At 64.3% G+C, this 20,655-nt stretch carries 27 protein-coding genes and 1 tRNA gene; 15 read left to right on the forward strand and 13 right to left on the reverse strand.

The window, feature by feature from the left end:
- Window positions 1–456 precede the first annotated feature (456 nt).
- Entirely contained in the window at window positions 457–1,464 is a 1,008-nt protein-coding gene (locus tag ON39_RS09780) for a zinc-binding dehydrogenase (protein ID WP_040733067.1), read from the forward strand.
- Between the two features lie 54 nt (window positions 1,465–1,518).
- On the forward strand, window positions 1,519–1,668 hold the full coding sequence (locus ON39_RS48590) for a hypothetical protein (protein ID WP_157195432.1): 150 nt from the start codon (window positions 1,519–1,521) through the stop codon (window positions 1,666–1,668).
- A gap of 7 nt (window positions 1,669–1,675) precedes the next feature.
- Here ON39_RS48590 and ON39_RS09785 read toward each other — a convergent pair whose 3' ends face one another.
- Window positions 1,676–2,107, reverse strand: a complete 432-nt coding sequence (locus ON39_RS09785; protein ID WP_040733070.1) for a nitroreductase family deazaflavin-dependent oxidoreductase — start codon at window positions 2,105–2,107, stop codon at window positions 1,676–1,678.
- Window positions 2,108–2,225: 118 nt separating this feature from the next.
- On the opposite strand from ON39_RS09785, the gene ON39_RS09790 reads away from it, so the two are divergent.
- Window positions 2,226–2,299 (forward strand) — tRNA-Ile (locus ON39_RS09790).
- Between the two features lie 1,072 nt (window positions 2,300–3,371).
- Here ON39_RS09790 and ON39_RS09795 read toward each other — a convergent pair.
- Genes ON39_RS09795 through ON39_RS09815 form a run of 5 tightly spaced genes read right to left on the reverse strand, consistent with a single transcriptional unit; the run spans window position 3,372 to window position 6,110 of the window.
- Window positions 3,372–3,812 carry a YbaB/EbfC family nucleoid-associated protein gene (locus ON39_RS09795; RefSeq protein WP_040733072.1) on the reverse strand — a complete coding sequence of 147 codons (441 nt, stop codon included), beginning with the start codon at window positions 3,810–3,812 and terminating at the stop codon, window positions 3,372–3,374.
- Window positions 3,809–4,093, reverse strand: coding sequence for a hypothetical protein (locus ON39_RS09800; protein ID WP_040733074.1), 285 nt, complete (start codon window positions 4,091–4,093; stop codon window positions 3,809–3,811). The genes ON39_RS09795 and ON39_RS09800 overlap by 4 nt, the downstream gene beginning before the upstream one ends.
- Entirely contained in the window at window positions 4,093–5,493 is a 1,401-nt protein-coding gene (locus ON39_RS09805; protein ID WP_040733075.1) for a WXG100-like domain-containing protein, read from the reverse strand. Before ON39_RS09805 ends, ON39_RS09800 begins: the two co-directional genes overlap by 1 nt.
- Window positions 5,493–5,792, reverse strand: coding sequence for a WXG100 family type VII secretion target (locus ON39_RS09810; RefSeq protein WP_040733078.1), 300 nt, complete (start codon window positions 5,790–5,792; stop codon window positions 5,493–5,495). The genes ON39_RS09805 and ON39_RS09810 overlap by 1 nt, the downstream gene beginning before the upstream one ends.
- Window positions 5,793–5,801: 9 nt before the next feature.
- Window positions 5,802–6,110: a WXG100 family type VII secretion target gene (locus tag ON39_RS09815; protein ID WP_040733079.1), complete on the reverse strand. Its 309-nt coding sequence runs from the start codon at window positions 6,108–6,110 to the stop codon at window positions 5,802–5,804.
- 255 nt (window positions 6,111–6,365) lie between these two features.
- On the opposite strand from ON39_RS09815, the gene ON39_RS51730 reads away from it, so the two are divergent.
- Entirely contained in the window at window positions 6,366–7,055 is a 690-nt protein-coding gene (locus ON39_RS51730; RefSeq protein ID WP_484192930.1) for a Gp37-like protein, read from the forward strand.
- Window positions 7,056–7,085: 30 nt separating this feature from the next.
- Here the strand turns inward: ON39_RS51730 and ON39_RS45745 are convergent, their stop codons facing one another.
- A complete protein-coding gene (locus ON39_RS45745; RefSeq protein ID WP_146251255.1) occupies window positions 7,086–8,183 on the reverse strand; it encodes a pentapeptide repeat-containing protein in 1,098 nt (365 codons plus the stop codon).
- 319 nt (window positions 8,184–8,502) lie between these two features.
- On the opposite strand from ON39_RS45745, the gene ON39_RS46735 reads away from it, so the two are divergent.
- From ON39_RS46735 to ON39_RS09860, 7 genes are all read left to right on the forward strand, one after another.
- Window positions 8,503–9,099, forward strand: coding sequence for a phage gene 29 protein family protein (locus tag ON39_RS46735; RefSeq protein ID WP_083894353.1), 597 nt, complete (start codon window positions 8,503–8,505; stop codon window positions 9,097–9,099).
- A gap of 113 nt (window positions 9,100–9,212) precedes the next feature.
- Window positions 9,213–10,538: a peptidoglycan DD-metalloendopeptidase family protein gene (locus ON39_RS50020; protein ID WP_246003069.1), complete on the forward strand. Its 1,326-nt coding sequence runs from the start codon at window positions 9,213–9,215 to the stop codon at window positions 10,536–10,538.
- A gap of 4 nt (window positions 10,539–10,542) precedes the next feature.
- Window positions 10,543–10,824, forward strand: a complete 282-nt coding sequence (locus ON39_RS09845; protein ID WP_040733083.1) for a hypothetical protein — start codon at window positions 10,543–10,545, stop codon at window positions 10,822–10,824.
- Window positions 10,821–11,618, forward strand: coding sequence for a hypothetical protein (locus ON39_RS09850; protein ID WP_040733084.1), 798 nt, complete (start codon window positions 10,821–10,823; stop codon window positions 11,616–11,618). Before ON39_RS09845 ends, ON39_RS09850 begins: the two co-directional genes overlap by 4 nt.
- A gap of 34 nt (window positions 11,619–11,652) precedes the next feature.
- On the forward strand, window positions 11,653–11,961 hold the full coding sequence (locus tag ON39_RS45755) for a hypothetical protein (RefSeq protein WP_051186464.1): 309 nt from the start codon (window positions 11,653–11,655) through the stop codon (window positions 11,959–11,961).
- The gene (locus ON39_RS48595; RefSeq protein ID WP_146251256.1) at window positions 11,958–12,317 is read left to right on the forward strand and encodes an MBL fold metallo-hydrolase; all 360 of its coding nucleotides are present in this window, start codon (window positions 11,958–11,960) and stop codon (window positions 12,315–12,317) included. Before ON39_RS45755 ends, ON39_RS48595 begins: the two co-directional genes overlap by 4 nt.
- A 307-nt stretch (window positions 12,318–12,624) precedes the next feature.
- Window positions 12,625–12,948, forward strand: coding sequence for an LtfC-like domain-containing protein (locus ON39_RS09860; RefSeq protein ID WP_040733085.1), 324 nt, complete (start codon window positions 12,625–12,627; stop codon window positions 12,946–12,948).
- Window positions 12,949–13,606: 658 nt separating this feature from the next.
- Here ON39_RS09860 and ON39_RS50460 read toward each other — a convergent pair.
- On the reverse strand, window positions 13,607–13,729 hold the full coding sequence (locus ON39_RS50460; RefSeq protein ID WP_255219247.1) for a hypothetical protein: 123 nt from the start codon (window positions 13,727–13,729) through the stop codon (window positions 13,607–13,609).
- A gap of 672 nt (window positions 13,730–14,401) precedes the next feature.
- On the opposite strand from ON39_RS50460, the gene ON39_RS09865 reads away from it, so the two are divergent.
- Complete coding sequence (locus ON39_RS09865; RefSeq protein ID WP_051186465.1) at window positions 14,402–14,755, forward strand: hypothetical protein; 354 nt, start codon at window positions 14,402–14,404, stop codon at window positions 14,753–14,755.
- Window positions 14,756–14,813: 58 nt separating this feature from the next.
- Here ON39_RS09865 and ON39_RS09870 read toward each other — a convergent pair whose 3' ends face one another.
- The gene (locus ON39_RS09870) at window positions 14,814–15,713 is read right to left on the reverse strand and encodes a hypothetical protein (protein WP_040733086.1); all 900 of its coding nucleotides are present in this window, start codon (window positions 15,711–15,713) and stop codon (window positions 14,814–14,816) included.
- The gene (locus tag ON39_RS48600) at window positions 15,710–15,907 is read right to left on the reverse strand and encodes a hypothetical protein (RefSeq protein WP_169335873.1); all 198 of its coding nucleotides are present in this window, start codon (window positions 15,905–15,907) and stop codon (window positions 15,710–15,712) included. Before ON39_RS48600 ends, ON39_RS09870 begins: the two co-directional genes overlap by 4 nt.
- A gap of 1 nt (window position 15,908) precedes the next feature.
- Between ON39_RS48600 and ON39_RS48605 the strand changes: the two genes are divergently transcribed.
- From ON39_RS48605 to ON39_RS48610, 3 genes are all read left to right on the forward strand, one after another.
- Complete coding sequence (locus ON39_RS48605; protein WP_169335874.1) at window positions 15,909–16,187, forward strand: hypothetical protein; 279 nt, start codon at window positions 15,909–15,911, stop codon at window positions 16,185–16,187.
- Between the two features lie 285 nt (window positions 16,188–16,472).
- Entirely contained in the window at window positions 16,473–17,186 is a 714-nt protein-coding gene (locus ON39_RS09880; protein ID WP_040733088.1) for a hypothetical protein, read from the forward strand.
- A 313-nt stretch (window positions 17,187–17,499) separates the two neighbouring features.
- A complete protein-coding gene (locus ON39_RS48610; RefSeq protein WP_146251258.1) occupies window positions 17,500–17,913 on the forward strand; it encodes an SH3 domain-containing protein in 414 nt (137 codons plus the stop codon).
- A gap of 16 nt (window positions 17,914–17,929) precedes the next feature.
- Here the strand turns inward: ON39_RS48610 and ON39_RS48615 are convergent, their stop codons facing one another.
- The 3 genes from ON39_RS48615 to ON39_RS50465 form a co-directional block, all read right to left on the reverse strand.
- Complete coding sequence (locus tag ON39_RS48615; protein ID WP_146251259.1) at window positions 17,930–18,550, reverse strand: hypothetical protein; 621 nt, start codon at window positions 18,548–18,550, stop codon at window positions 17,930–17,932.
- Window positions 18,551–19,029: 479 nt separating this feature from the next.
- A complete protein-coding gene (locus ON39_RS09890) occupies window positions 19,030–20,223 on the reverse strand; it encodes an AlbA family DNA-binding domain-containing protein (RefSeq protein WP_040733091.1) in 1,194 nt (397 codons plus the stop codon).
- Window positions 20,186–20,317 carry a hypothetical protein gene (locus ON39_RS50465; protein WP_255219248.1) on the reverse strand — a complete coding sequence of 44 codons (132 nt, stop codon included), beginning with the start codon at window positions 20,315–20,317 and terminating at the stop codon, window positions 20,186–20,188. The genes ON39_RS09890 and ON39_RS50465 overlap by 38 nt, the downstream gene beginning before the upstream one ends.
- Between the last annotated feature and the right edge of the window lie 338 nt (window positions 20,318–20,655).

Here is a 20,655-nt window from a genome sequence, read left to right on the forward strand (position 1 = left end):
TCGTCGCGTCGCCGTTCCTGATCATCGGCGTGATCGTCCGGGCGGTGCGCGGCAGCAGGAGGCGGGTTCCGCCCCGCAGGGCGCGGCGCGGTGGTTACGGCGGGGGTTACGACAGCTCGGATCCGTACTGGGCGGCCGGGGGCGCGGGCTTCGCCGGGACGGATGCCGGGTCTTGTAGTGGCGGTTGGGATTCCGGGCACGGGGGAGGACACCACCATCATGGCGGTGGTCATCACGACAGTGGGGGTAGCAATTGCGGGGGTGGCAGTAGCTCGAGCTGTGGGGGTGGCAGCAGTTCCAGCTGCGGGGGAGGGAGCAGCAGTAGCTGTGGCGGCGGAAGCTCCTGACGGCCGGGCGATTTCGCGCTGGGCATAATCACTCGGCTTGACCTCAACAATACTTGAGGTTCCATGCTTGTCCTGTCAGACGGAAACAGGACAGTGATGGAGGTTGGTCATGCGGGCTGTGCAGGCAGTGGAATTCGGTGGACCCGAGGTGCTCACCATGCGTGAGGTGCCCGAGCCGGTCCCCGGGCCGGGCGAGGTGCTCGTCGACGTAGCCGCCGCCGACGTGATGTTCCTGGACACCAGGCTGCGCAGCGGGTGGGGTGGCGAGTTCTTCCAGTTGGCGACGCCGTATGTGCCCGGCGGCGCGGTCGCCGGGGTGGTCGGTGCGGTGGGGGACGGCGTCGATCCGTCGTGGGTCGGCAAGCGCGTCACCACCGCCACCGCGGCCAGCAAGGTCGGCGGCGGCCAGCCGATCGGCGGTTACGCGGAGAAGGCACTGGCCAAGGCAGACGCGCTGACCGCCGTGCCCGAGGGCTTGAGCCTGGCCCAGGCCGTCGCGCTCGCGCACGACGGCAAGACGGCGCTCGCGGTGTTCGATCGTGCCGCGATCGAGCCGGGCGAGTGGGTGTTGATCACCGCGGCCGGCGGCGGCCTCGGCACCCTGCTGATCCAACTCGCGCGGGCCACCGGGGCGCACGTCGTCGCGGCCGCGCGCGGGCGGGCCAAGCTGGCGCTCGCCGAACGCCTCGGCGCCGATGCCGTCGTGGACTACTCCGAACCGGGCTGGGCGGACAAGGCGCGGGCGGCGACCAGCGGAGCAGGCGCGAACGTGGTGTTCGACGGCGCGGGCGGCGCGCTGGGCGAGGCCGCGCTCGGGATCCTCGCGGACAAGGGCCGCTTCCTCGGATACGGTGCCTCCGCAGGCGAATTCGCGTCCTTGGACGCCGACGCGGCGGCGGCGCGGGGCATCACCGTCTACAGCCTGTTCGACGTCGCCGACCCCGATACCGACTGGTCCGCGTTGGCCGACCGATCGCTGGCCGAGGCCGCGGCCGGGCGATTGGAAGTCGTGATCGGCCAGACGTTTCCGCTCGAGGACGCCGAAAGTGCGCACGCCGCCATCGAATCCAGGACCGCCGTCGGACGCACCCTGCTGACCATCGGATCCACCGTCTGAGACCTACCCTCGACCATCTAGCGGGCACCCTGGCTCGGCGCTAGGGTGCCTCGGGTGGAGACTCTGATCGTTGTCGGCGTAGTCCTGGCCGTGCTCGCGGTCGTCATCCTCGTCGTGCAAATCGCCAGCAGACCCCCGGCCGACGAGAGACGTTGGGGCAGGGACGATCCCGAGGACTACGACGACGACTACGAAGGCGACTGAGCCGGCGCTAGCTCACCGGTGTCAGCACCACCACCGGGATGGGGCGCTTCGTCATCTTCTGATACTCGCTGTAGCGGCCCTTGTTGACCTTGTCGGCGATCGCGAACCGGCGAGCGTAGTCCGGATCGTCCGGATACGTCGGCCGCGCGACCACCCGCATCCTGCGCCGCCCGATCTGAATCTCACACTCCGGCTTGGCTTTCACGTTCGCCAGCCACCCCGGCGGCCGCGGCGAGCCGCCGTTCGACGCCGTCACCAGATAGCTCGTGCCGTCCTCCCCGTACGTCAACGCCGACGTCCTCGGCTGCCCCGTCTTACGCCCCACCGTGCGCAGCAGCAGCGTCGGGTTGCCGAACAGCAACCGATGCCCCACCCACCCGCCACTGTGCTCATACACCCACTGATGCGCCTTCAGCACATTCGCGAACACACTCGCCATGGTCGACCCCTCCAGAACAATTGCCGGACCCCAACCCTAACCGCCACCCGGGTCCAAGTGGTGCAAGCCCCACCCGAGCCGGTAGCATCCCCCACGCCTGCGGTACACCCGCAGAAGAGGGGCGGTAGCTCAGTCGGTTAGAGCCGTGGACTCATAATCCATTGGTCGCGGGTTCGAGCCCCGCCCGCCCCACAATGGCCATCTACCAGCGAAGATGCTCGCTGTGACAGCGAGTGTTGTCCAGAACAACGCTGACTCACCAATGCATTTTGCGAGTAGAAGGCGGGTAGTTGACGGAGATGCACAGCCGGTGTGTAGGCATCTGGCAAGCCGTAGGCGTGCATATTGAACGATCATCTCGTCGTCGAACCGAAACACCGAGTTGTAGTCGTGTCGTGGTGACGGAAGCGCTACGCCGTAAACGCCGCCGCCCTCACGTCTCAAGGGCGCTATGCGTCCCCGTCGGCGATGACCCCGCAGGCCACCCATGACGCGTGAGCTTTACGCGGAAATGCGGGCCTTATGGGGCAGTCGGTGCCTGGCCTGCCTTCATGCGCTTGGCATACCGGTGCCGATACAGGTAGGGGGTCACATGTTGCACGCGTCGCCGTTGCTTGCCCTCGCCGACATACGCGATCCGACACGACGCACGCAGAGACTTCCGCAACTCATCGATCGAAAGTGGTCGCCCGTTCTCCTGCCGAAGCAACAAGCCCGTGGACAGGGACCGCGAACGGCGGACGTAGGTAACCTGCGTGGGGGTTCCCCGTATCCGTTCTTTCCTGATCCGTCGTTCTTTTACTCGGGCCGCAACGTTGCCGTACCGCACGGGTTGAACCAAGGTCCAGCCCCGGCTAGGCGGATTTGAGGTTTCGTACGCGAAGTCAGTATCTATTTTGTTCATATTGTGTTGCTGTCGAGCGAGCCGGTCGCCCTCGCCACCCAGCCGCCTCATGGCGACTGATCAATCTCCGACGGCGACGATGTTGTGTACCGCCGCTGTTTCCGTGGCCGCGGAAGGAGAACCGCACCACATCGTGTCCTGCAACTGATAGCTGCTCGGCCAATCGCACGAACATTCCGCCGCCCTCGTCCATGTCCACGGCGATGCCATGCACCAAGAGCGCCGTCCCTCGGTCCATTTCGCCAGATGCGGGGTGGATCACAGTGTCCAGTCTCAGCCCGTCGACAGAGATCGACTCGACGCGTTGCACTCACCAGCTCCGTTCGCTCGGTTCCCGGCATCGGCTGCCGGTCCGTCAGGTCAGCGGCTGTGTCCCCACCCTTGGTTCATCCGGTCGAAATAGGCATCATCGGCTGCCTGGATCTGTTCCTCGGTCATCGGCCGACCGGAGTCATCCCGGCGAGGAAGTCGAGTCGTCTCGCCCTTTAGTTCTCGGATCTGGTTCTGCAGCCGGGGATCAACGGCCTTTAAAATCCTTTCGGCTTCGGCTGCCGCGTTCGCGCGAGCCTGTCGATGGCAATCGAGCAGCGTGCTGGTCAGTTGCGTACTCGACCACCGCATTACACCGGGTGCGATCTGCAAGTTGGTGATGTCGCCTTCGGCGTTCACCTCGACGACGACGCCCCGGGCCTCACCGCGGCCACGGATGGCAGTGGCGGCTTTCGCCAGGCGGTCGCCTTCGCGGCGGATCTCGGCGAGTTCACGTTGCGTGCGTTCGTTCCACTCGGCGAGGCTGGTCATGGTGTCTGGGGATCGGTTGATGCGTGACTGGGCTGACTGACCAGCAGCTGGCCGATCCGCACGTTACTGGTGTCGCGACGGTCGACAACGAGTGTGAATTCTCCCGGATGTCGCCCGCCATGGAACTCGACCCCGATCACACTCACTGTCGCGCCGTTGGCCGAGTCGTAGAGGACATCGCCTACCTTGATGTCACCGGAGGCCAGTCGGCCGGTGACCAATAGTCCAGCGCGGTCTTTGATATCCCACACGTGGGTGACGGTGAAGTCGACATCATTCATCACTTCGCTCCTCTGAATCGGGCCAGTGGACCGGCTTCACTGGCATATGCCTCGGCCTCGAGATCGCGTATCGCCCCGGTGCCGAGGTCCACCCCTTCACGTAGCTGACGGACGTGAGTCATTTCGTGTGCGATCGTTGCCACCATGGTCTCCTCGTCCATGAAAGATGCGGGGCCGAAGCGGATCTGGCGCCCCGCTCGTTCGGTCGGGGTCTGCGCACAAGCATCCCAATAATCGAGATAGCGGGCCTGTTCGGTGTCGCGGACGATGTTGATCTCCACTCCGGTCATGTCGATCCCGGCCTTCTGGGCGAGCGCAATGATCGACTCTTCGGTCATGGCCACGTCACCGCCGTGCTCCAAAACCTCCATGTTTGTTCTTGCCGCACTCCGGGAGAACAACTGGGGTGCTGCCTCATTGCCCCGCCAGATTTTCGCGACGGCCTGTTCGAGCCACCGGCCGAGTCTGGCGAACATCGCCTTGAGTGGGCTGGAGATGACACTGCTCACGCGGCGGGCGACTACAGCAACCTTGGCGACGAGCTCCGTGATAATCCTGCCGATCCGCGCGGTGTACATGCTGATTCGCGCCGCCACACCGAAGTTACCCAGCTCCGACAGCCCTGCGGTGAAGAACGCACCGACCGAAATAACGGACTCCACGGCCGCGGTCTCGATCAGCATCTGCCGGAGCTCAGCCAAGATCTCGTGATGAGCGTCGTCGAGGTGTTGTGCGTACTCACCGCAAGCGTCACCGATCGCCCGATAGGACGAAGCCAGCTGGTCGAGATCTACTCCCATCTCGTTGCATGTTCTGATCGCGTTGGGGATCTCGGGTGACTGCTGGTTTTCGAGCAGCCCGATAGCCCCCGGTATCGGTGTGGCGGAGTTGCCCAGGGCCGCGGCCGCGTCGTACCACACGGTCTTCGCCTCGCGCAGCTGATCTTGATGACCGTCGGGCCACGCCAACCCGGCGGCAGCCTTGACCAGCGACCAACCGAACGGCTCATCACCACTCGCCCCGGACGCCGAGGGTGTGAACAGCGCCAGGCACGGCTCAGAACTCAACGTCGGTGTCGCAGGAGGAGAAACCGCACCGAGATTGGCACCCGCTTCGCCCGATGCATGGTTGTAGGCACCAGCGATAAGTAGATCGCCGGTACGCCCGCACGCGGCGACCAGCTTCGCCGACGCCTTCAACGCAAGGTCCACCGCCTCGTCGTATGCCGTGGCCCATTCGGTGCCCGCGTCATCGGTGCCAGCCATTCCCGCGTAGCCGGTTAGCGTCCGCACCAGCGCTGAGTGCACCTCGGTGCCGCCGTCGCGGACCGATCCGAAGGCTGCACCGGCAGAGTTGTAGTCCTCGTGCCGACACACGATGATCGGGAACGTCGGTGCCACTAAGGCCACATCCCATAGTTCGTTTCAGCGGCTCCGGTGTAGTTCGTGTGCGCCCGGCGCGCCACCGCGCGCAGTTCGTCGAGGTTCTCGCGCATCTCGTCGGCACCGGCCATCCACCGATCGTGCGCCGCACGCTGCGCGGTGGCGGCTTGGCTCGACCACGACAAATGCAGATCTGCGACGTGTTGGTCCACTTCACGGAGCCAACCCTCGACGTCGGCACCGAATTTTGCCATCGTTGCGATCGCGTCGTCGAGCTGGGTGAGATTCACCCGGTAGCTGTAGTCCTCGCCCGCCATGATCTACTCCTACTCACCAGCTCGGACGATCGCGTCCTTATTGCCGACGTCCCGCATCTCGTATCGGATTGCCGCATCGACCAGATTCCGCGCCGAGGCCTCGAGCGCAGCGACGATCTCTTCCGCCCCCTGCTTCCACTCGACCCAGGACTCGTCGTATGCAGAGGCGGCCTTGCCCTGCCAGCCATCGGCGAGAAGCTCCTTGCCGATGGTGTTATCCAGCCGCACAACCCCATCTTTGATGGTCTGGGCTTTGTCTGCGATGAACCGAGCAGCATCACGGAGCCGGGCTACTTCGACCTGGAGTTCATCGGACATGCAGTCTCCCCTCGTAGGGCAGGCGAAACAGCGCCTACGAACTATAGGACGCACCACTGGGCCGCCGGGTTCCAACTCGTACCTCACCTTGCTGCGCAAGCGGGGAACCCGCTGTCGACCGTACGGGCGTGGGCGCGGTTTCGTCCGGGGTCGTCGGTCAAGGTCCCCGCCTGAAAGACACCCCGGCGCCGCTGGCTAATCACGCTCACACCGGCGGCGGCGCTGTCGCCGAAGGCGCCCGTGTCGGCGGAATGCGTGGGCGACGCATATGACCACGGAGTCGTCTTCGCGGGTGGCCGTGGGCGGGGTCGGTTTGGACATGTCGACCTGGTCGGTCGTCGTCGCACCGCCCAGCTTCGCCGACGACCTCGCCGCCGGAACACTCTGCCGACGAGCGGCTCTCAGCCTCCATACAGATGGCCGGCGATCTCCTGGCCGCCGCCATCGTGCTCCCGCCAATCGGGGGAAGCCACCGACGCATTGTTGCGCCATTTGTACCAAGTGGCGCTGCTGGCCTGGCATGCGGTCAAATCCACTGCCAGAGAACAGAACTGGGGCTGGTCCAGGCTGTTCGAATACCTCGCCGCCTCACCGGGCCGTGCCTACACGATCGCGGCAATGATGGCCCTGCGCAAAGGCTTCCACGACACCCGTTCGTGGTTCTCCCACGAGATCACCGTGCGCGACGGCGCACCCTTCGTCATCGGCGAGGGCGGGCACTGGTTCATCGGTGACCGCATCGGCGCCACCGCGCCAGGTGATGACACCTACTCCATCCGCCTCGACCGCGTCCGCGAACTCACTTTGGCCTGGGATCGTGACCAATACCCCGAATGGCGCCCCCGTCGTCGGCGATCCCACCGGCAACAAAGACCGCGGCCAACGCACCCTCGCATGGTCTCCGACCTCGTCGCTGGTGTACACGAATTGGGGGTGCTTGCATGAGACCTTGGTCGCCGCTGGTTGCTGTCGCCGCTACGGATCGACCGTGGAACGCAGACGGTCAATGCGCTGTTGCCGCGCCAGCGGATCAGGGACAAATGTCAGGCACTGCTCAGGGGCAGGGTTGACGGGATCCCAGTACACCACTTGCGCATCTATCAAAATCTGGGCAATATCTATCCGACTATCAGCGCCGACGGCATCGATATGAACTCCACTCAGCGCAACTCTTCTGCCCGGCGTCAGAGCCGATGCAAGGGACGATGGCTGGATCTGCAATCGCCCTTCGGCCCCGATCCACGCTCCTGTCAGGTCGTAAGACTCGCCACTGTGTTCCATGTTGAGGACGATGAAAAGCCTTCCGCGGATATCGATTCGAAGCCCGGAAATCCTCCCGCCTGCCGCCTGCATTAGCACTAGATGCGCCTCGTCCTCGATCACGAACTCGTCGAAGGTCGTCTTGCCGCCGAGTACACAATGCTCGATCCGCAACAGGCCGCCGTCCCCGATCCTGGCCTGATCGAAATCGGCGCCCTCAGCGAATTCGGCCTTGTCCATCAGACATGTGCGGGCAAACATCGCTTCCCTGAAGTTCACTCTGCGCCGAAACACCGTGTCGGAGAAGTCGAGCTGGTCGAGATGGGCGTAGGACAGGTCGATTCGAAGGTCTGACCAACTCACTTCGGTCGTATCGCGGCGTAGATGGGCTGCTAGCACGTCAGTTATGGCTGCACGAACCTCCGGTTCGGACTTCTCGTTGACGGGCGGCATCTTCAAATAGCCGCACAGCACATCGACGCATACTTGCCGTTGCTCGGGCCAGTCGTCGGCCAATCGCGCCATCGCATATACACCAGCACGGCGTACGGCTGCGCGGTCGTGACCAAGGAGCGCCGCCGCGTCCTGGTAGCGCTTGGCAAGTGCGTCAGCGGCAGCCCGATTGGCGACTGTGATGGAAGTTTGTTCGTTGACACGAACTGCTGCTGTCGCGGCATCGGCGGAGCGCTCTGCTGCTTTCGCCGATCGCTCTGCGGCGGCAGCGGATTCGCGTCCAGACTTGCGTTGTAACCACACCCCAATGCCCGCCACTAGGGCCGCAATGATAGCTGCGATCAGCGTCGCGATCGGCATCCAAGGATTCTGTGTTGCGGAGCCCTGAGTAGGCACCGGAGTCGGGGCGATCGACGGATCGAGAGCAAAAATGGCTTGAGTCAACGAATACATCGTGTTGTCTCCCCTCACCAGCCGACGCTGTCGGAAGCATCGGCGGCACGTCGCGACGCTGAGCCGAATAGTACGCGCGATACCGAGCAGCTCGATGGGGACAAGACATCATCGTGCGCGCTAAACAACTCGAGCGAGTCCTCCTAGCTCAACGCTGCTGATTGGCAGACACCAACAGGGTGCAGGCGACGTTGTCTCAAGGCCATAGAGGTCAGGTGATGAAACCATGTCCTCCGACGGACAGTTCCCAATTCGAGGCAACTGCGACCCTGCCAATCCCGAAGAAGCCTTCTTGTGGATGCTCGTCGGGCTTCCCGGACTCAAGGGCGCGCCACTGCTGCTGCCGGTTCAACACCTGCGGGCGGTCTCGCGCCGGCTGTGGGACTGCGGTGCACGCCCGGTCGAAGAACCCATCATCAAGTACCGGCCACCGCGCGCCGGTGACCCGCACTGGCTGCTCTCACCCGGCACGTGGGCCGACATCGACGAGCCCGACCCCGAAGACGTCTTCGACGTCCGAAGATTCGTCGCCGAACTTCCGCTACGGCAACGCCAACAGTTCGCCGCCGCCCTCGGGTTGACCGGCACCGTGCCCGAGGAGCCACCGCCCGCGCCGATGCTGCCGGTCACCTACCCGGTCACCACCGAAGCCAGCGCCTCCAACGACGCACCGCCACCTTTCGACCCGACCCGGCGCAGCGTCAAAACCGTCCTGGCCTACCTGCGCACCGCCGAACCAGACGAACGCGAACGAGTGCTGGCCATCGAGACACACCTCGGCAAGGCCCGTCCGGCAATCCTGTCGCGCTACCAGCGCGCGTGACTGAAAACGACTAGCCGAGAAAGGTGTTCGCATGTCTGCACGCTATTGGCCGCTCCCGCGAGGTCACATCGTGTCCTCACCGTTTGGGCCACGCGAGGACGGCTGGCATTTCGGTGCCGACTTCGGCTGGCCGGGGGGGCTCGGCAGGGTTACCGGTCTACGCCTGCCAGGGCGGCACCGTCGTCCACGCCGGCCCGGCACGAGGATTCGGCCAGTGGGTAGTGATCGACCACCCTGAGGCCGACGGAGCAGGAACCACCGTCTACGGCCACGTCCGCCCACACGTCGCGGTCGGTGAGCGCGTCGAAGCCGGGCAGTCGATCGCCGAGATCGAACCCGACCGCACCCGCAACGGCAATGTCGCCCCGCACCTGCACCTCGAATGGCACCGCAGCGTACTCAGCCCGCCTGGCCCCGACCGCATGGACCCTGTGCCGCAGCTCGACGGAGCGGCCTATCCACCCGTACAAGGAGACCTATTGACCGCGTTCGGTATCGACATCAGCAACCATCAAGGCGAGTTCGACTTCGCTCGCGCGGCCGCCGAAGGCATGAGCTTCGCCACCCACAAGATCTGTCAAAGCACATGGCGAGATCCGTTGTGGCCCAGAGCCCGCGAGCAGATGGGTGCGCACTTCGAATTCTGGGGCGGCTACATCTACTGCCGCCTGGACACCACCCCCGACGCTGAGGCCGACGCCGCCCTGGGCTACCTCGGCGACACCACCATCCCGATCCAGATCGACTACGAAGACCCCAACGGCACACTCACCATCACCGACCTGCTCGCCCGCGTCGACGCCCTCACCGTACGCGGGTTCACGCTGCTACCGATCTACCTGCCGCGCTGGCACTGGCGCGACCACATGGGCGCACCCGACCTGTCGGGTCTGCCAGTGCCGATCTGGAACAGCCACTACGTCACCGGCGTCGGCACCCCCGCCCAGCTCTACCCCGGCGACGCTCATCCCGGCTGGGAACCGATGGGCGGCAAAGACATCGCCATCCTCCAGTTCTCCTCCACCGCCGCCATCGGCGGACAACGCATCGACGTCAACGCCATCCGCGGCGGCCGAGACCAACTCGCCCACCTATTCAGACAGGACCCCGATATGCAGCTCACCGACATCATCATCAACAAAGACGGCAACCCCGTCACCCTCGCCGACCTGCTCGCCTCCATCGACATGCACGCCTCCTGGGCCGTCGATCAGCTCGCCGGCCCCGACTCGCGTCACCAGCGCGGCCCCGGCCTGGACCCCACCGGCTGGCCCCAGCTCGACGGCAAATCCGTCGTGGACTCGGTCGCTGCCGCGCACGACAAGATCGACGCCGTCACCACCGTGCTCGCCCAGGTACAGGACAAGATCCAGGTCATCCTCGAAACTCTGGACTCCGACCCCTACGTCGGCCGTCACCGCGCCCAGAAGCCGGAGTAAGGCGATGGGATGGCTCAACGCCGACCTCGTCCAAGCATTCGGCGTGGCGCTGGCCACCGTGATCGGTGCGTTCACCGCCCGCCAAGCCGCACAGGTCCGCAAACTCCGCTACCGCGTCACCGAACTGGAAACCCAGGACGGCACCGACATCGAACGCTTCCGCACCATGGTGCGCCTCATCCGCGCCCTGCTGCATCACCGTGCCGAACTCACCGGCCTGCTCGCCCCGGACGTGAAAGCGCCCGAACCACCGGTCATCCCGGAGTGGCTCGCCACCGAACTATGACCACACCCAACCAGCCCACACCCGATGGATCCTGGAACCTCGGCGCCTTCCGCCGATTCCAGGACCAATCACCCGAGGACGCCAAAGCCGCCATCCGCGCCGGAGTCATCGGCGCCTACACCGGCGCGCAGAACACCCACCGCCGCGAAGTCCGCCAACCCATCCAAGCCCGTCCCACCTACGACGAAATCCCCACCGACATCCCCCTGTGGGCCAACCTCACCGCCACCGACGACACCACCTTCCCCCTCGCACTGCTCACCCGCCAACCCAACGTAGACGGCAAACTCACCGAGCCTCCCTTCTACCAACCCGCCACCGGCGCACTCGAACTCGGCATGATCCGCGCCACCCGCGACCGCGAATACCGCCAAGTCGGACTCATCATCGGCCCCGCCGGATGGTCATTCGTCAACAGCGCCTTCGTCGCCGTCTACCGCCTCAACCAAGACAACGGCGACCTGTCGCTGATCTGGGACAGCGGCGACATCAAAACCGTCCTCAACTACGCCTCCACCCAATACCGCTGGGACATCCCCACCATCAACGCCCGCCAAGGCGAGGTCTACGGCGTCGGATTCCTCGCCAACTACCTCGGCATCGGTTACCAACTCGCCACCGTCGCCCGCTGGATCATCAACCAGCCCTGGGGAACCCAGCCCGCCCACCCCTACTACTGGACCCGCGGCTACAACGGCGGCGGCAACGGCCCCGGCCTCCCATTCCCGCCACCATTCATCAGCGCAGCTCACCTCGGCACCAACCACTGGTGGCCCTGGTTCCTCCTCGGCTGACCGCCCACCCAACCCGCACACCTGGAAGGCGCACATGCCCGAAACACTCTCCACCACAACCGATGACACCGAACGACTCCACCAGCCACCGCGGCTACGCACCATCCGATTCGGCTGCTACCGGCTCACCGACATCCCCGACGGTCACGTCGGCCTCAGACCCCGTGACTCCTTACCCGAGACCATTGACGAGGACTGGACCGCCAACGCCGAATATCTCGACGCGAACGGCACCTCGTCGCCGGGCTCGGTGGCCTACTCGTACAGCGCGGCCGCCGTGCCCCGCTCATCGACGCCGGAGCCGGGCCGATCACCTTGCCAGAAAACCCTGCCAACCCGATGACCGGCGCCACGATCTCCGGCAGTGTGCTCGACAACCTCGCCGGCGTCGTCGGCTCGGACGCATCGACGCATCGCCATAACCCACCTGCACTTCGACCACCTCGGCCGGACCCCGGCAATGACCGCCCGCCATTCCACAACGCGCTCATCCATATCGGCGAATACGAATGGAGCTGGTGGCGCTCACTGACCCCGGCGATGATGACACCTTCCCCGGCTGAGCGAATGGCAGGTTCCTTAACCGGCAGGTCCTCGACACCATCGCAGGCCAGCCCCCCGATCACCCACGGCTCCAGGATCTTCCCCGGCGTTCGGACGATGATGATCCCCGGACACTCCACCGGCCACACCGCATAGGTGATCCGGGCCTGGGGACGCCGCATGGTCGTTTTCGGCGAAGCTCTGCACTCACCGGTGCAGGTAACCCAACCCGACTGGGTTTCCGGCTCCGACTACGACCAACACGAAGCTGTGTTCCATCGCCGTTCGCTGGTGGACCGGCTCGCGGACAGCGGCGACCTTGCCTCCGGTATCCACTTCGCCGATGTGCCCTTTGGCTGCGTAGGGCCCAATGACGTCGGCCGAACCCGTTGGGTTCCCTACGACTTACCCACGCCACGCCGAATTCCGTACCGCACAGCCCACTCCGTCGCTTGGAGATCGCATGGTTGACTACCTCGGATATCGCCCCAACAAATCCACGATCATCCTCAGCCGCTCTGCGGCATTCACTCAGCGCTTCGAGGTCACCGGCACCCCGCTACCGAATGGGACAACCTCCTGGATCGACATCTACGACAGCGACGACGAACTGCTCACCACATGGACCGCGACCACCATCAGCGGGACCGTCGTCGACTACCTCATCGAACCTCAACACACCGAAGATGTCGCCGTCCGCACCCACGCGAACTACAACCTCTACCTCAACTATCCAGGCACACGGTTGCCCTATTGCTGGTTCCGCGGACCGATAGTCCGCGAATAGCCAGGTGGCGAATGTGCCGGAAGCTTTGAGGGCGAACCGCGAATAGACCTCGGGAAACGGTGACTACCGCGACCGTTCAGATAGTCGCCGAGGGCTGTAGCCGCGCGCACGCATGCCTATCCGAGCTGTGCGCGCAAGTCGTCAGAGGCGACCACCCACGGCTTCGACCGCGTCCCGAAATCGATAACTCATGACCAAGTTAGATGAGCGCGGTCCCAGGCGGGCGGCTTGATGTCCACGCGTGTCCGCACCGAGCGCGCTCGCCGCCCTCAGCACACCCGGGATGGAGGTTGATGTCCCTGCGTAAGGCCGAGCCCATCCCTCATGCCGCCCCGCCGACCGTCAACGTGGTTGCCGCCCCAGCTCCCCGAGCTCCAGCACGCCGTACGCGCATTCCCGTAGCACCCGCGCGACCCGAGCAGCCACACCTCGACGGGTCGGCGCCAGGTAAGGCTGCCGAGACGCCGTAGCGCGCACCATGTCCTAGCTTATGGACTACACAAATCGCCGGCGTCATGAGCGCTAGGGGTCGTAGCCGCATGTCAGGCCCCATAGTCTGCATGCTAGGCAATACACGAAACTGTATTGTTCGATACAGTGGGACCGTCAGGAAGCGGGGGCGGCCGCTGCTCCAACAGCGACCAACCCCCAGATCACCTCAGTGCAGCAATATGATCAGCAGCAGGATGATCAGCGGACCTGAACAACGAATCGAGACCTCGGCAGCCAGATCCGTGGCTGCCGAGGTCTTCTCCGATACCTTGTCTGACTTGTTCGGCATCGAACACAACTCCTCTTCTAGGACTGCGGCTACGATCCAACCGGGTGTCGAATCGCACTCCGCTCCCACAAGAGGAACTGTGGATCTCGACTTCGCATAGCGCTGAGTTCGAGGTCGCGACCAGGCTATCCGATGGGCGCACCCAACTACTGCGTGAACACCAAAAAGCCGCCGAAACCGCTTTCCTAACAGCGGAGTTAAGATACATGTATCCGAACTCCGCCGCTTGGAACATAGCCGGAGGTCATAGCGCCGTTAGGCAGAACATGACGTGTCAGCGGCCGAGCGAAGGCACCCCGAATTGTTAGGTGGGTCACATTTTCTCGCAACACGGCTGGACGCTCTGCGCCCCGGTAAGGCAAGCACTCCCTCAACGTAAGACGATCCGCGCATACCGTAGGCGCGATATTCATCCAAATACCCGTGGCCGCACCGCGGTCAGCGCGCCGAGCGAGAACGCCTGAGCGCAGAACGGGACCGAGCTCAGCACGTCCTCGACGAGATCGACTCAGCTGCAACCTAATTGACAGGAAAGGAGGAAGCCGTGAGAGTTACCGATCGGCAGCGCCGGCAAGCCGAATACCGGATCCAAGCGGCGATGGACAGGCTGTTGCGCGGTGAGATCCCCCCGGCGGAAAGCTCGATCTGAAAACCCTCGCCGCACAAGCCGGAGTGAGCAGGACCGGCTTCTACCCCAAGAACGGAGTAGACGGCCCCTACCAACATCTCGCCACCGAGTTCAACCGCCGCCGAGAACTACACGAACACAACAACACCCACGGCCCTGACTCACGCGATACCGAAATCTCCCGGCTCCAGCACGAGAACACGCGGCTGCGAGTCAGGATCGCGGAGAAAGACTCCGCCATCGAGGAGCTGACCACATTCAAGACCCTGTCCATTTCCCGGCTGGCGGCTCAGCACGATGAAATCACGCGACTTCGAATAACAGCCGCCTCGCAAACAAACCTCGGCAGCCGACCGGCCTCGGCCAACGACTCGCGACCACTGATCGGCCCGTGCTAGCCTTCCCGGCCGCCGAGCTCGGCCCCGAGATCCGGCTCTGGCGCCAGCGGTCCCGGTGTCATGGGTGCGGAGATAGGTCGACGCGGATGCTGTCGTTGTTGCTGATGATGAAGACGCGATGGCGTTGCGGTTTTCGCCATTGGTGGCCGATCAGGAAGTAGCGGTCCGGGGTGCGGGCCAGCAGGAGCAGACCGCTGTAGGAGTAACGGAATTTCTGGTCGGGGGCGGTGATGGGGCGGACCGTGGCCCCGCCGCCTTCGATCAGCAAGGGGTCCACGCTGAGTAGCAGAACGACCGGGCGACTTCCGAATCCGGTGTTCATCTCGTTTTCCGCCTCCACCACGGCGCGATGCCGGGCGTAGGAGCCGACCGACCAGAACACGGCCAGGAACCCCAGTGCCAGCAACGCCAGGATCGGCAACCACGGGGTGGATCGAGGACGTCGCCGGCTCCGGCGGATGCTGAGCAGGCCGGGGTAGGTTTCGCGCAGCGCGATGGCGTAGCCGATAAGCGCGACCGAGATGATGAGCATGATCGGCAGATAGGTCCCCATCCATTGCGGCAGGTCGTCTCGCCGGAGGACCGAGAATCCCACGATGATCGCCAGCGCCGTGCCCGTAGCGGCGACCGTGCTGGTCCACCGGCGCAGCATGGTGCGCGGCCGTCGTGTGCGGACGGCGACGAGCATCGGGACACCGCGCAGGCCATAGCAGGCGAGCACGATCAGCAAGCCCACTACGGCGGGCCAGTAGCTGCTGGTGAGGCTGCCTATCAGGTACTCGGGCACCGACAGCCCGAGCATCCCGACATCCACGCCGAAGTACCCGTACCAGGCGCGGGTATAAACCACACCGAAGTAGTACAGGACCGCGCCGACCACCGCGCCTTGGGACGCGATCGTTCCCGCGGCAGTGAACGCGCGGCGAACCCCAGGCGGGTCGCCCGCTTCCCGGCTCATTTGCCGGGGTTCGCGCTCGGGCGCGGTGCCGCCTCGGTCGGCGGCGGCAGTTCCTGGTACGTCGGTGGCTCGGTCACGATGCCGAAACCGTCATCGGCCGAGCGGCCAGGCAAGATCGGCGTGGTCGGCGGAATCACCGGTGGGGAGGTCGTTATGCGGACACCCGAACCGGCGACGGCCGGGTCGATCGGCACGGTGGACGGGATCAGCGGAGGCGGTTCACTGGTGGTCGCGATCACCGATATCGGCACACGGTCCGACACCCGCGGCGGTGACGACTGCGGTGCTCCGGTGCTCTCGGAAGGCGCTCCGGCAGTGGATGTTCCGGCCGATGGAGCGGTCGCGGAGTCGGGCGATCCGGTCACACTGGATGTGACTGTCGCCGGCGTATCGGCTGGAGCACACGCGGTCAGCCAGCACGCGATGATCGCCCCCGCAGCGAGTATCGGTGTTCGATCCATTCGATCCCCCTGAACAATGTGCAGCCATTGTCCGACAAACCCTCCGCCAACAGAAGAGATTGATGCCCAGCGACGGCGCGTCGCCCATGCCACGCGGATCCGGTGGGCCACCGGCATACGCCGCTACCAACGTCTGGGTCCACGCCCGAGCTCGACCCGGCCGCGAGAACAGAGTCGAACTCGCTGTATCTGGACCGGTGCGCGCGCCTGCATCCGCCGAAGACTTCGGAACCCGGTTTTCTACTGCGCGAACAGGTCTAGCCTTGGCTTGGCCCGCGCGGGAAAGGTCGGATCGCGAATGGCACAGATCAACAGGGTCGCACTCCAAGCCCGCTTGAACACCTACCTCATCGATCGATACCTGAACCTGCACAACATTCTGGTTGGCCTCGCGCTGGGAACTGCAGGTCTCGCGGCTGCCAGCCTCATCAGTCAACCAGCCGAGTACCGCGACTATCAGGCCAGCTTCTGGGTTTTGTGGGTCGCGAGCCTGCTCGCGGTCGCGACCGCGTACGCAGGCGCCGTGGTCGGTTCGGTGTTGTTGCCGCCGCTGGTTCCGGGTGTGGTCGACGTGGTGATCCCGCTGGTACTCGGAATGCTTGAATTCCTGCTGTTTGGCATCTTGGCCAACAAACTCACCACTTTGTCCAGTCCGGTACCGGTAATGACCGCCTGGTTCTGCGCCTTCACCGTGTTCTGCATCATTGCGGCACTGGCCGTGTGGCGCGCCGCTCAAATCCTCAAACCGGGCGGGTTCGCCGACGACATTCGACCCGGCGTCGAAAGCTATCTCCTCGGCCAGCGCTTCGACATTGCGGCGGCGCTGCTGCTCGCGACGATCTCTGCCGCTGGGGCGCTGGTGAATATGCTGATGGACCGTCCCGTGATCGTAGATCGAGTTTTCGCGGGCGTGATCGCCGGTGGTCTCACAGCTGCGCTGGCGGCCCACCAGCGAGCCGCCGGAAAACTACGGAACGCTATTCACCCGCCGACCTCCTCGCCCGCTAAGTAGCCGCAGGAACCGGACGCGCGCCGAGCCGGCGCCGGCCGACGGAACTAGCCAGTTCACCTGGTGGTGGATGGTGTCGGCCGCAACCGGACTTGTTCCGACTGACGGGTAGGCACGCGAAGACACTTCAAAGAGAACGATGTCGAAACAGCGAGCGCGACAGTTCATTAGCTGCATGGCGAAGACATGGCTGGATGGAAGAATCCGCGCAGACGGAATCAGGCGGCAAGCCCCGAAGAGCCGCGGCAGTAGCGAGAAACGAGTGCTGACGTGGGACGAGTTTCGGTCTAGGCGTGGCTATTCATGTGCGGATACGATGTCGATCATACCGCTTCCACAACCGGAGAACATAGTGGGACAATCACCTTCGCGAGCGAACTGGGAAGTGATTGGCGGCGTGTGTGCCGTTCTGGGAGTCATCATTGGTCTGGGCGCGTGGTGGTTTCCGACACAGGCCGATGGCCCGCCAGCTCAAACGTCGATCGACGCGACCATCCTGGATATCGGCAAGTTAGGCCTAAGTGGCGTATTGCAGTCCGGCCCCGGCTATGACTCGCGGACGAGCTACGGAGTGGTCAAGACGAACGAGAAGGTCGTCGCGCTCTGCGAGGCGATCGTGCAAGACTCGTCAGTTTGGGTGAAGGTTCGCAACACTCATGGTCAGACCGGGTTCGTGGTGAGGGAACTTCTCGAATACCCACCGAGAGCCGATCCGCCCCCTCGTTGCTGACACCTGTGTGGATCAATTACGGCACAGAACCGCCGTCCAACTCTGAGATCACCCACCCGCTATCGTCATCGGCGGCGACCGCGTCGGCCAGGGTATTGAACACTCGGTGCTGAACTATGAGGACCGCACCTTCAAGGATCTTCTCGGCGCGGTAGGCCTCGATCCGTTCGAGGCTGAACGAGCCGTTGGTCCAGATCGCTCCGAGCTCGCGAGGCTCGGCCACACGATATTGCCTCCATTCGACAGGTTTGCCGTCGGCAGCTTCGTTGGCGGCATGAATACACGCCGCGAGTAGTCGACCTTGCTCGGGAGTGAGCTTGGTGTCAGCGTTACGATCCACCGCAACGATGAAATGTTGTTGGTCTTCGGGGCCGCGGCGCGCGGCAATCTGGGTGTTAGGAATTTGGTTCCAGTACGCGCCAGCATTGTCGATGGTGGTCGGCGGCGGACACGGATGACTAGCAGTGCGCTCGTGTTCTGACCGGAGTGCGGCGAGCAGCGACAGTATCCCGCCGTCGGGCCCCAGGAATTTCTTCGCTACGGGGCTCAAGTTTGGCGGTTCGACATCGACCCCGTATCCGGCGTTAATAGCCGTGGTGATCTCGACGAACTGATCGTCGGTCAGGCGCTTACTCATGCTGATCGGATCCCCTCGGTGGTGAACTGAGGTAACGCTGCCCTGGGGCTCAGTGTCGCTTACTCGCCCACATACTCTGCCGCCGGCCGCTCTCGTCGCTCAAGCGATTTCAGCCTGGCCACTCAGCGGGACTCCGCTGCTGGGGGACACGACTGTTGCAGTCGAAAGATGTGACACCGAAGTTGTGATCCACCACCAAGTCCGCTCGTGCCACAGCACCGGCCGCCAACCACATCCTGGTCTCGCCGAGATAGGACGGCTGGCACACGTCAGTACGGTCTCGCCGTTGATCTAGACGGAGAACGGATTTTGGCCGTTCCACCATCCCAGCAGCCAGCGGGGGTGACATCCTCGCGCGAGTCTTGCGGTGCACCGCAAGACACACAGACTGACCGTGTCATGTACGCCGACGCTACGCGTCCCCAGTGCGGGCACGGCGTCGTATTTTCCGCGCCTCGAGTCGAGGTCATCTTCCCGACTTATTGGGCGGCCAAGAATGATTCGCAGCGGTGGTGTGATCCGAGGCCCCGAAGCAGTCGTCCGACGAGTGCTTTGACGGTTTCAGTGTGGTCGTTCGCGAGGTCGAGTAAGGCGGCGTCGGTCGCCTGCTCGTAAACGCTTTCGGTATAGGCGGGTCCGCGGCCGCCGATGCTGAGCGCCAAGGTGTAGGACCGCGCGGTGCGCAGCCCGGTCAATACCAATCCGAATCGCCATGTGCCGGCGAGGCCGTAGGTCTGGGAGATCGCGGCTGCCAGTCGCACGAGGAGATCGGTGTGACCGAGAATGAGCGTCTCGAACACCATGTTGCTGTCGTGGCGTTGGTCGGCAGGAAACACGGCGCCTTCGGAAGCCATGAACAGGCGACCGGTTTCGTGAAACTCGAGCAGCGCCGTACGTCCGTCCCCGTTCCAACCCTGGCCCTCGTACATGGTTTTCACCGCGACGCCGTTGGCGGTGCGCTCGAAGCTGGAGGCGTCGTAGAAATTTGGGGAGTAGTCACGGTTGTGTTGCACAGAGGTGCTACGGACCAGGTCGCCGATTGTGGTCGACCAATTGCGGTCCTCGGTGACCGGCAGCAGCAGGTCTCGGGGTGCGCCGAGGGGCTCGGCGAGGATGCCCAGGATTGAGTTGAGTCTCTTGCGTTCGCCGAGGTTGGTTATGGCTTGGTGGATTTCGGGCAGGATGTCCTTCTGCTTCGCGAGCTGATGTTCGTGCAGGCGCAGCACATCGGCGTAGTCGAGCACGATGTTGGTCTTGTCGCCGCGGCCGTAGTAGCGGCCGTCGACCATGTGCGGTGCGCGCGGTGAAGGCGCTATGTGGACGAGTAGGTACCCCTTGCCGGGCTGGCCGTGCGCAGGGATGGCAGTGGTTCGGACGTGAACTGGCTCGCGCACGAGGGTTGCGGCGATGTTCTCGATGCGTTCGGCCAGGCCGTCGAGCTCGACCGGCCACATGCAGGGTGGGTCGGTGTCCTCGTCGACTCCGATGACGATGATGCCGCCGTCTAGCGAGAACGCCGCGATGTCGCAGCCAAGCTTCTTATTCGCGGATTTTCCGCGCTCGAGTTCGCGTTTGATGTCGAGGGTGTGGGTTTCCTCGAGCAGCCCGTCCGCGACAGCGCGGCGCAGTTCGTCCTCAGTGCGGGGATTCCAAAAAGGGCCAGCGGCACTCATAGCGCGCAAGCGTATCTCGTTCGACGATGACGCCGTGAGCGTCGCGCACCACTGTCTTGCCGCGCGTCCCGAGCCCCTGCTGGTTGTAGCTCACTTCGTGTCGGTAGATTCAGGCAGCCGATGACCCCTACTTCAAGCGGCGAAACCGGCATGGCTGGACAGGTTGACTTCGCCGGTACCGTCAGGCTGAACGGCCGAGGGCTTCGGAGGTTGAGCATCCTTCCTCGCTGCACGTTTACTCACACTTTTCAGCCGAAGGGAATCGCAGACCCGCCGAATGCGACCACATCGCCTGAGTCATGCCGATCGCCTATTCGGCCTGGGGGGCGGATTGCCTGCCTGGTAATCGGCCCTTACTGGCGACCAGGGCCGTCTGCGAGAGCGGGTCCGTAGTGCCGTGTGCCGCGTCGGCTGTGGGAAACGACGCGATCG

The organism is Nocardia tenerifensis NBRC 101015 (assembly GCF_000308715.1).
Classification (GTDB): Bacteria; Actinomycetota; Actinomycetes; order Mycobacteriales; family Mycobacteriaceae; genus Nocardia; species Nocardia tenerifensis.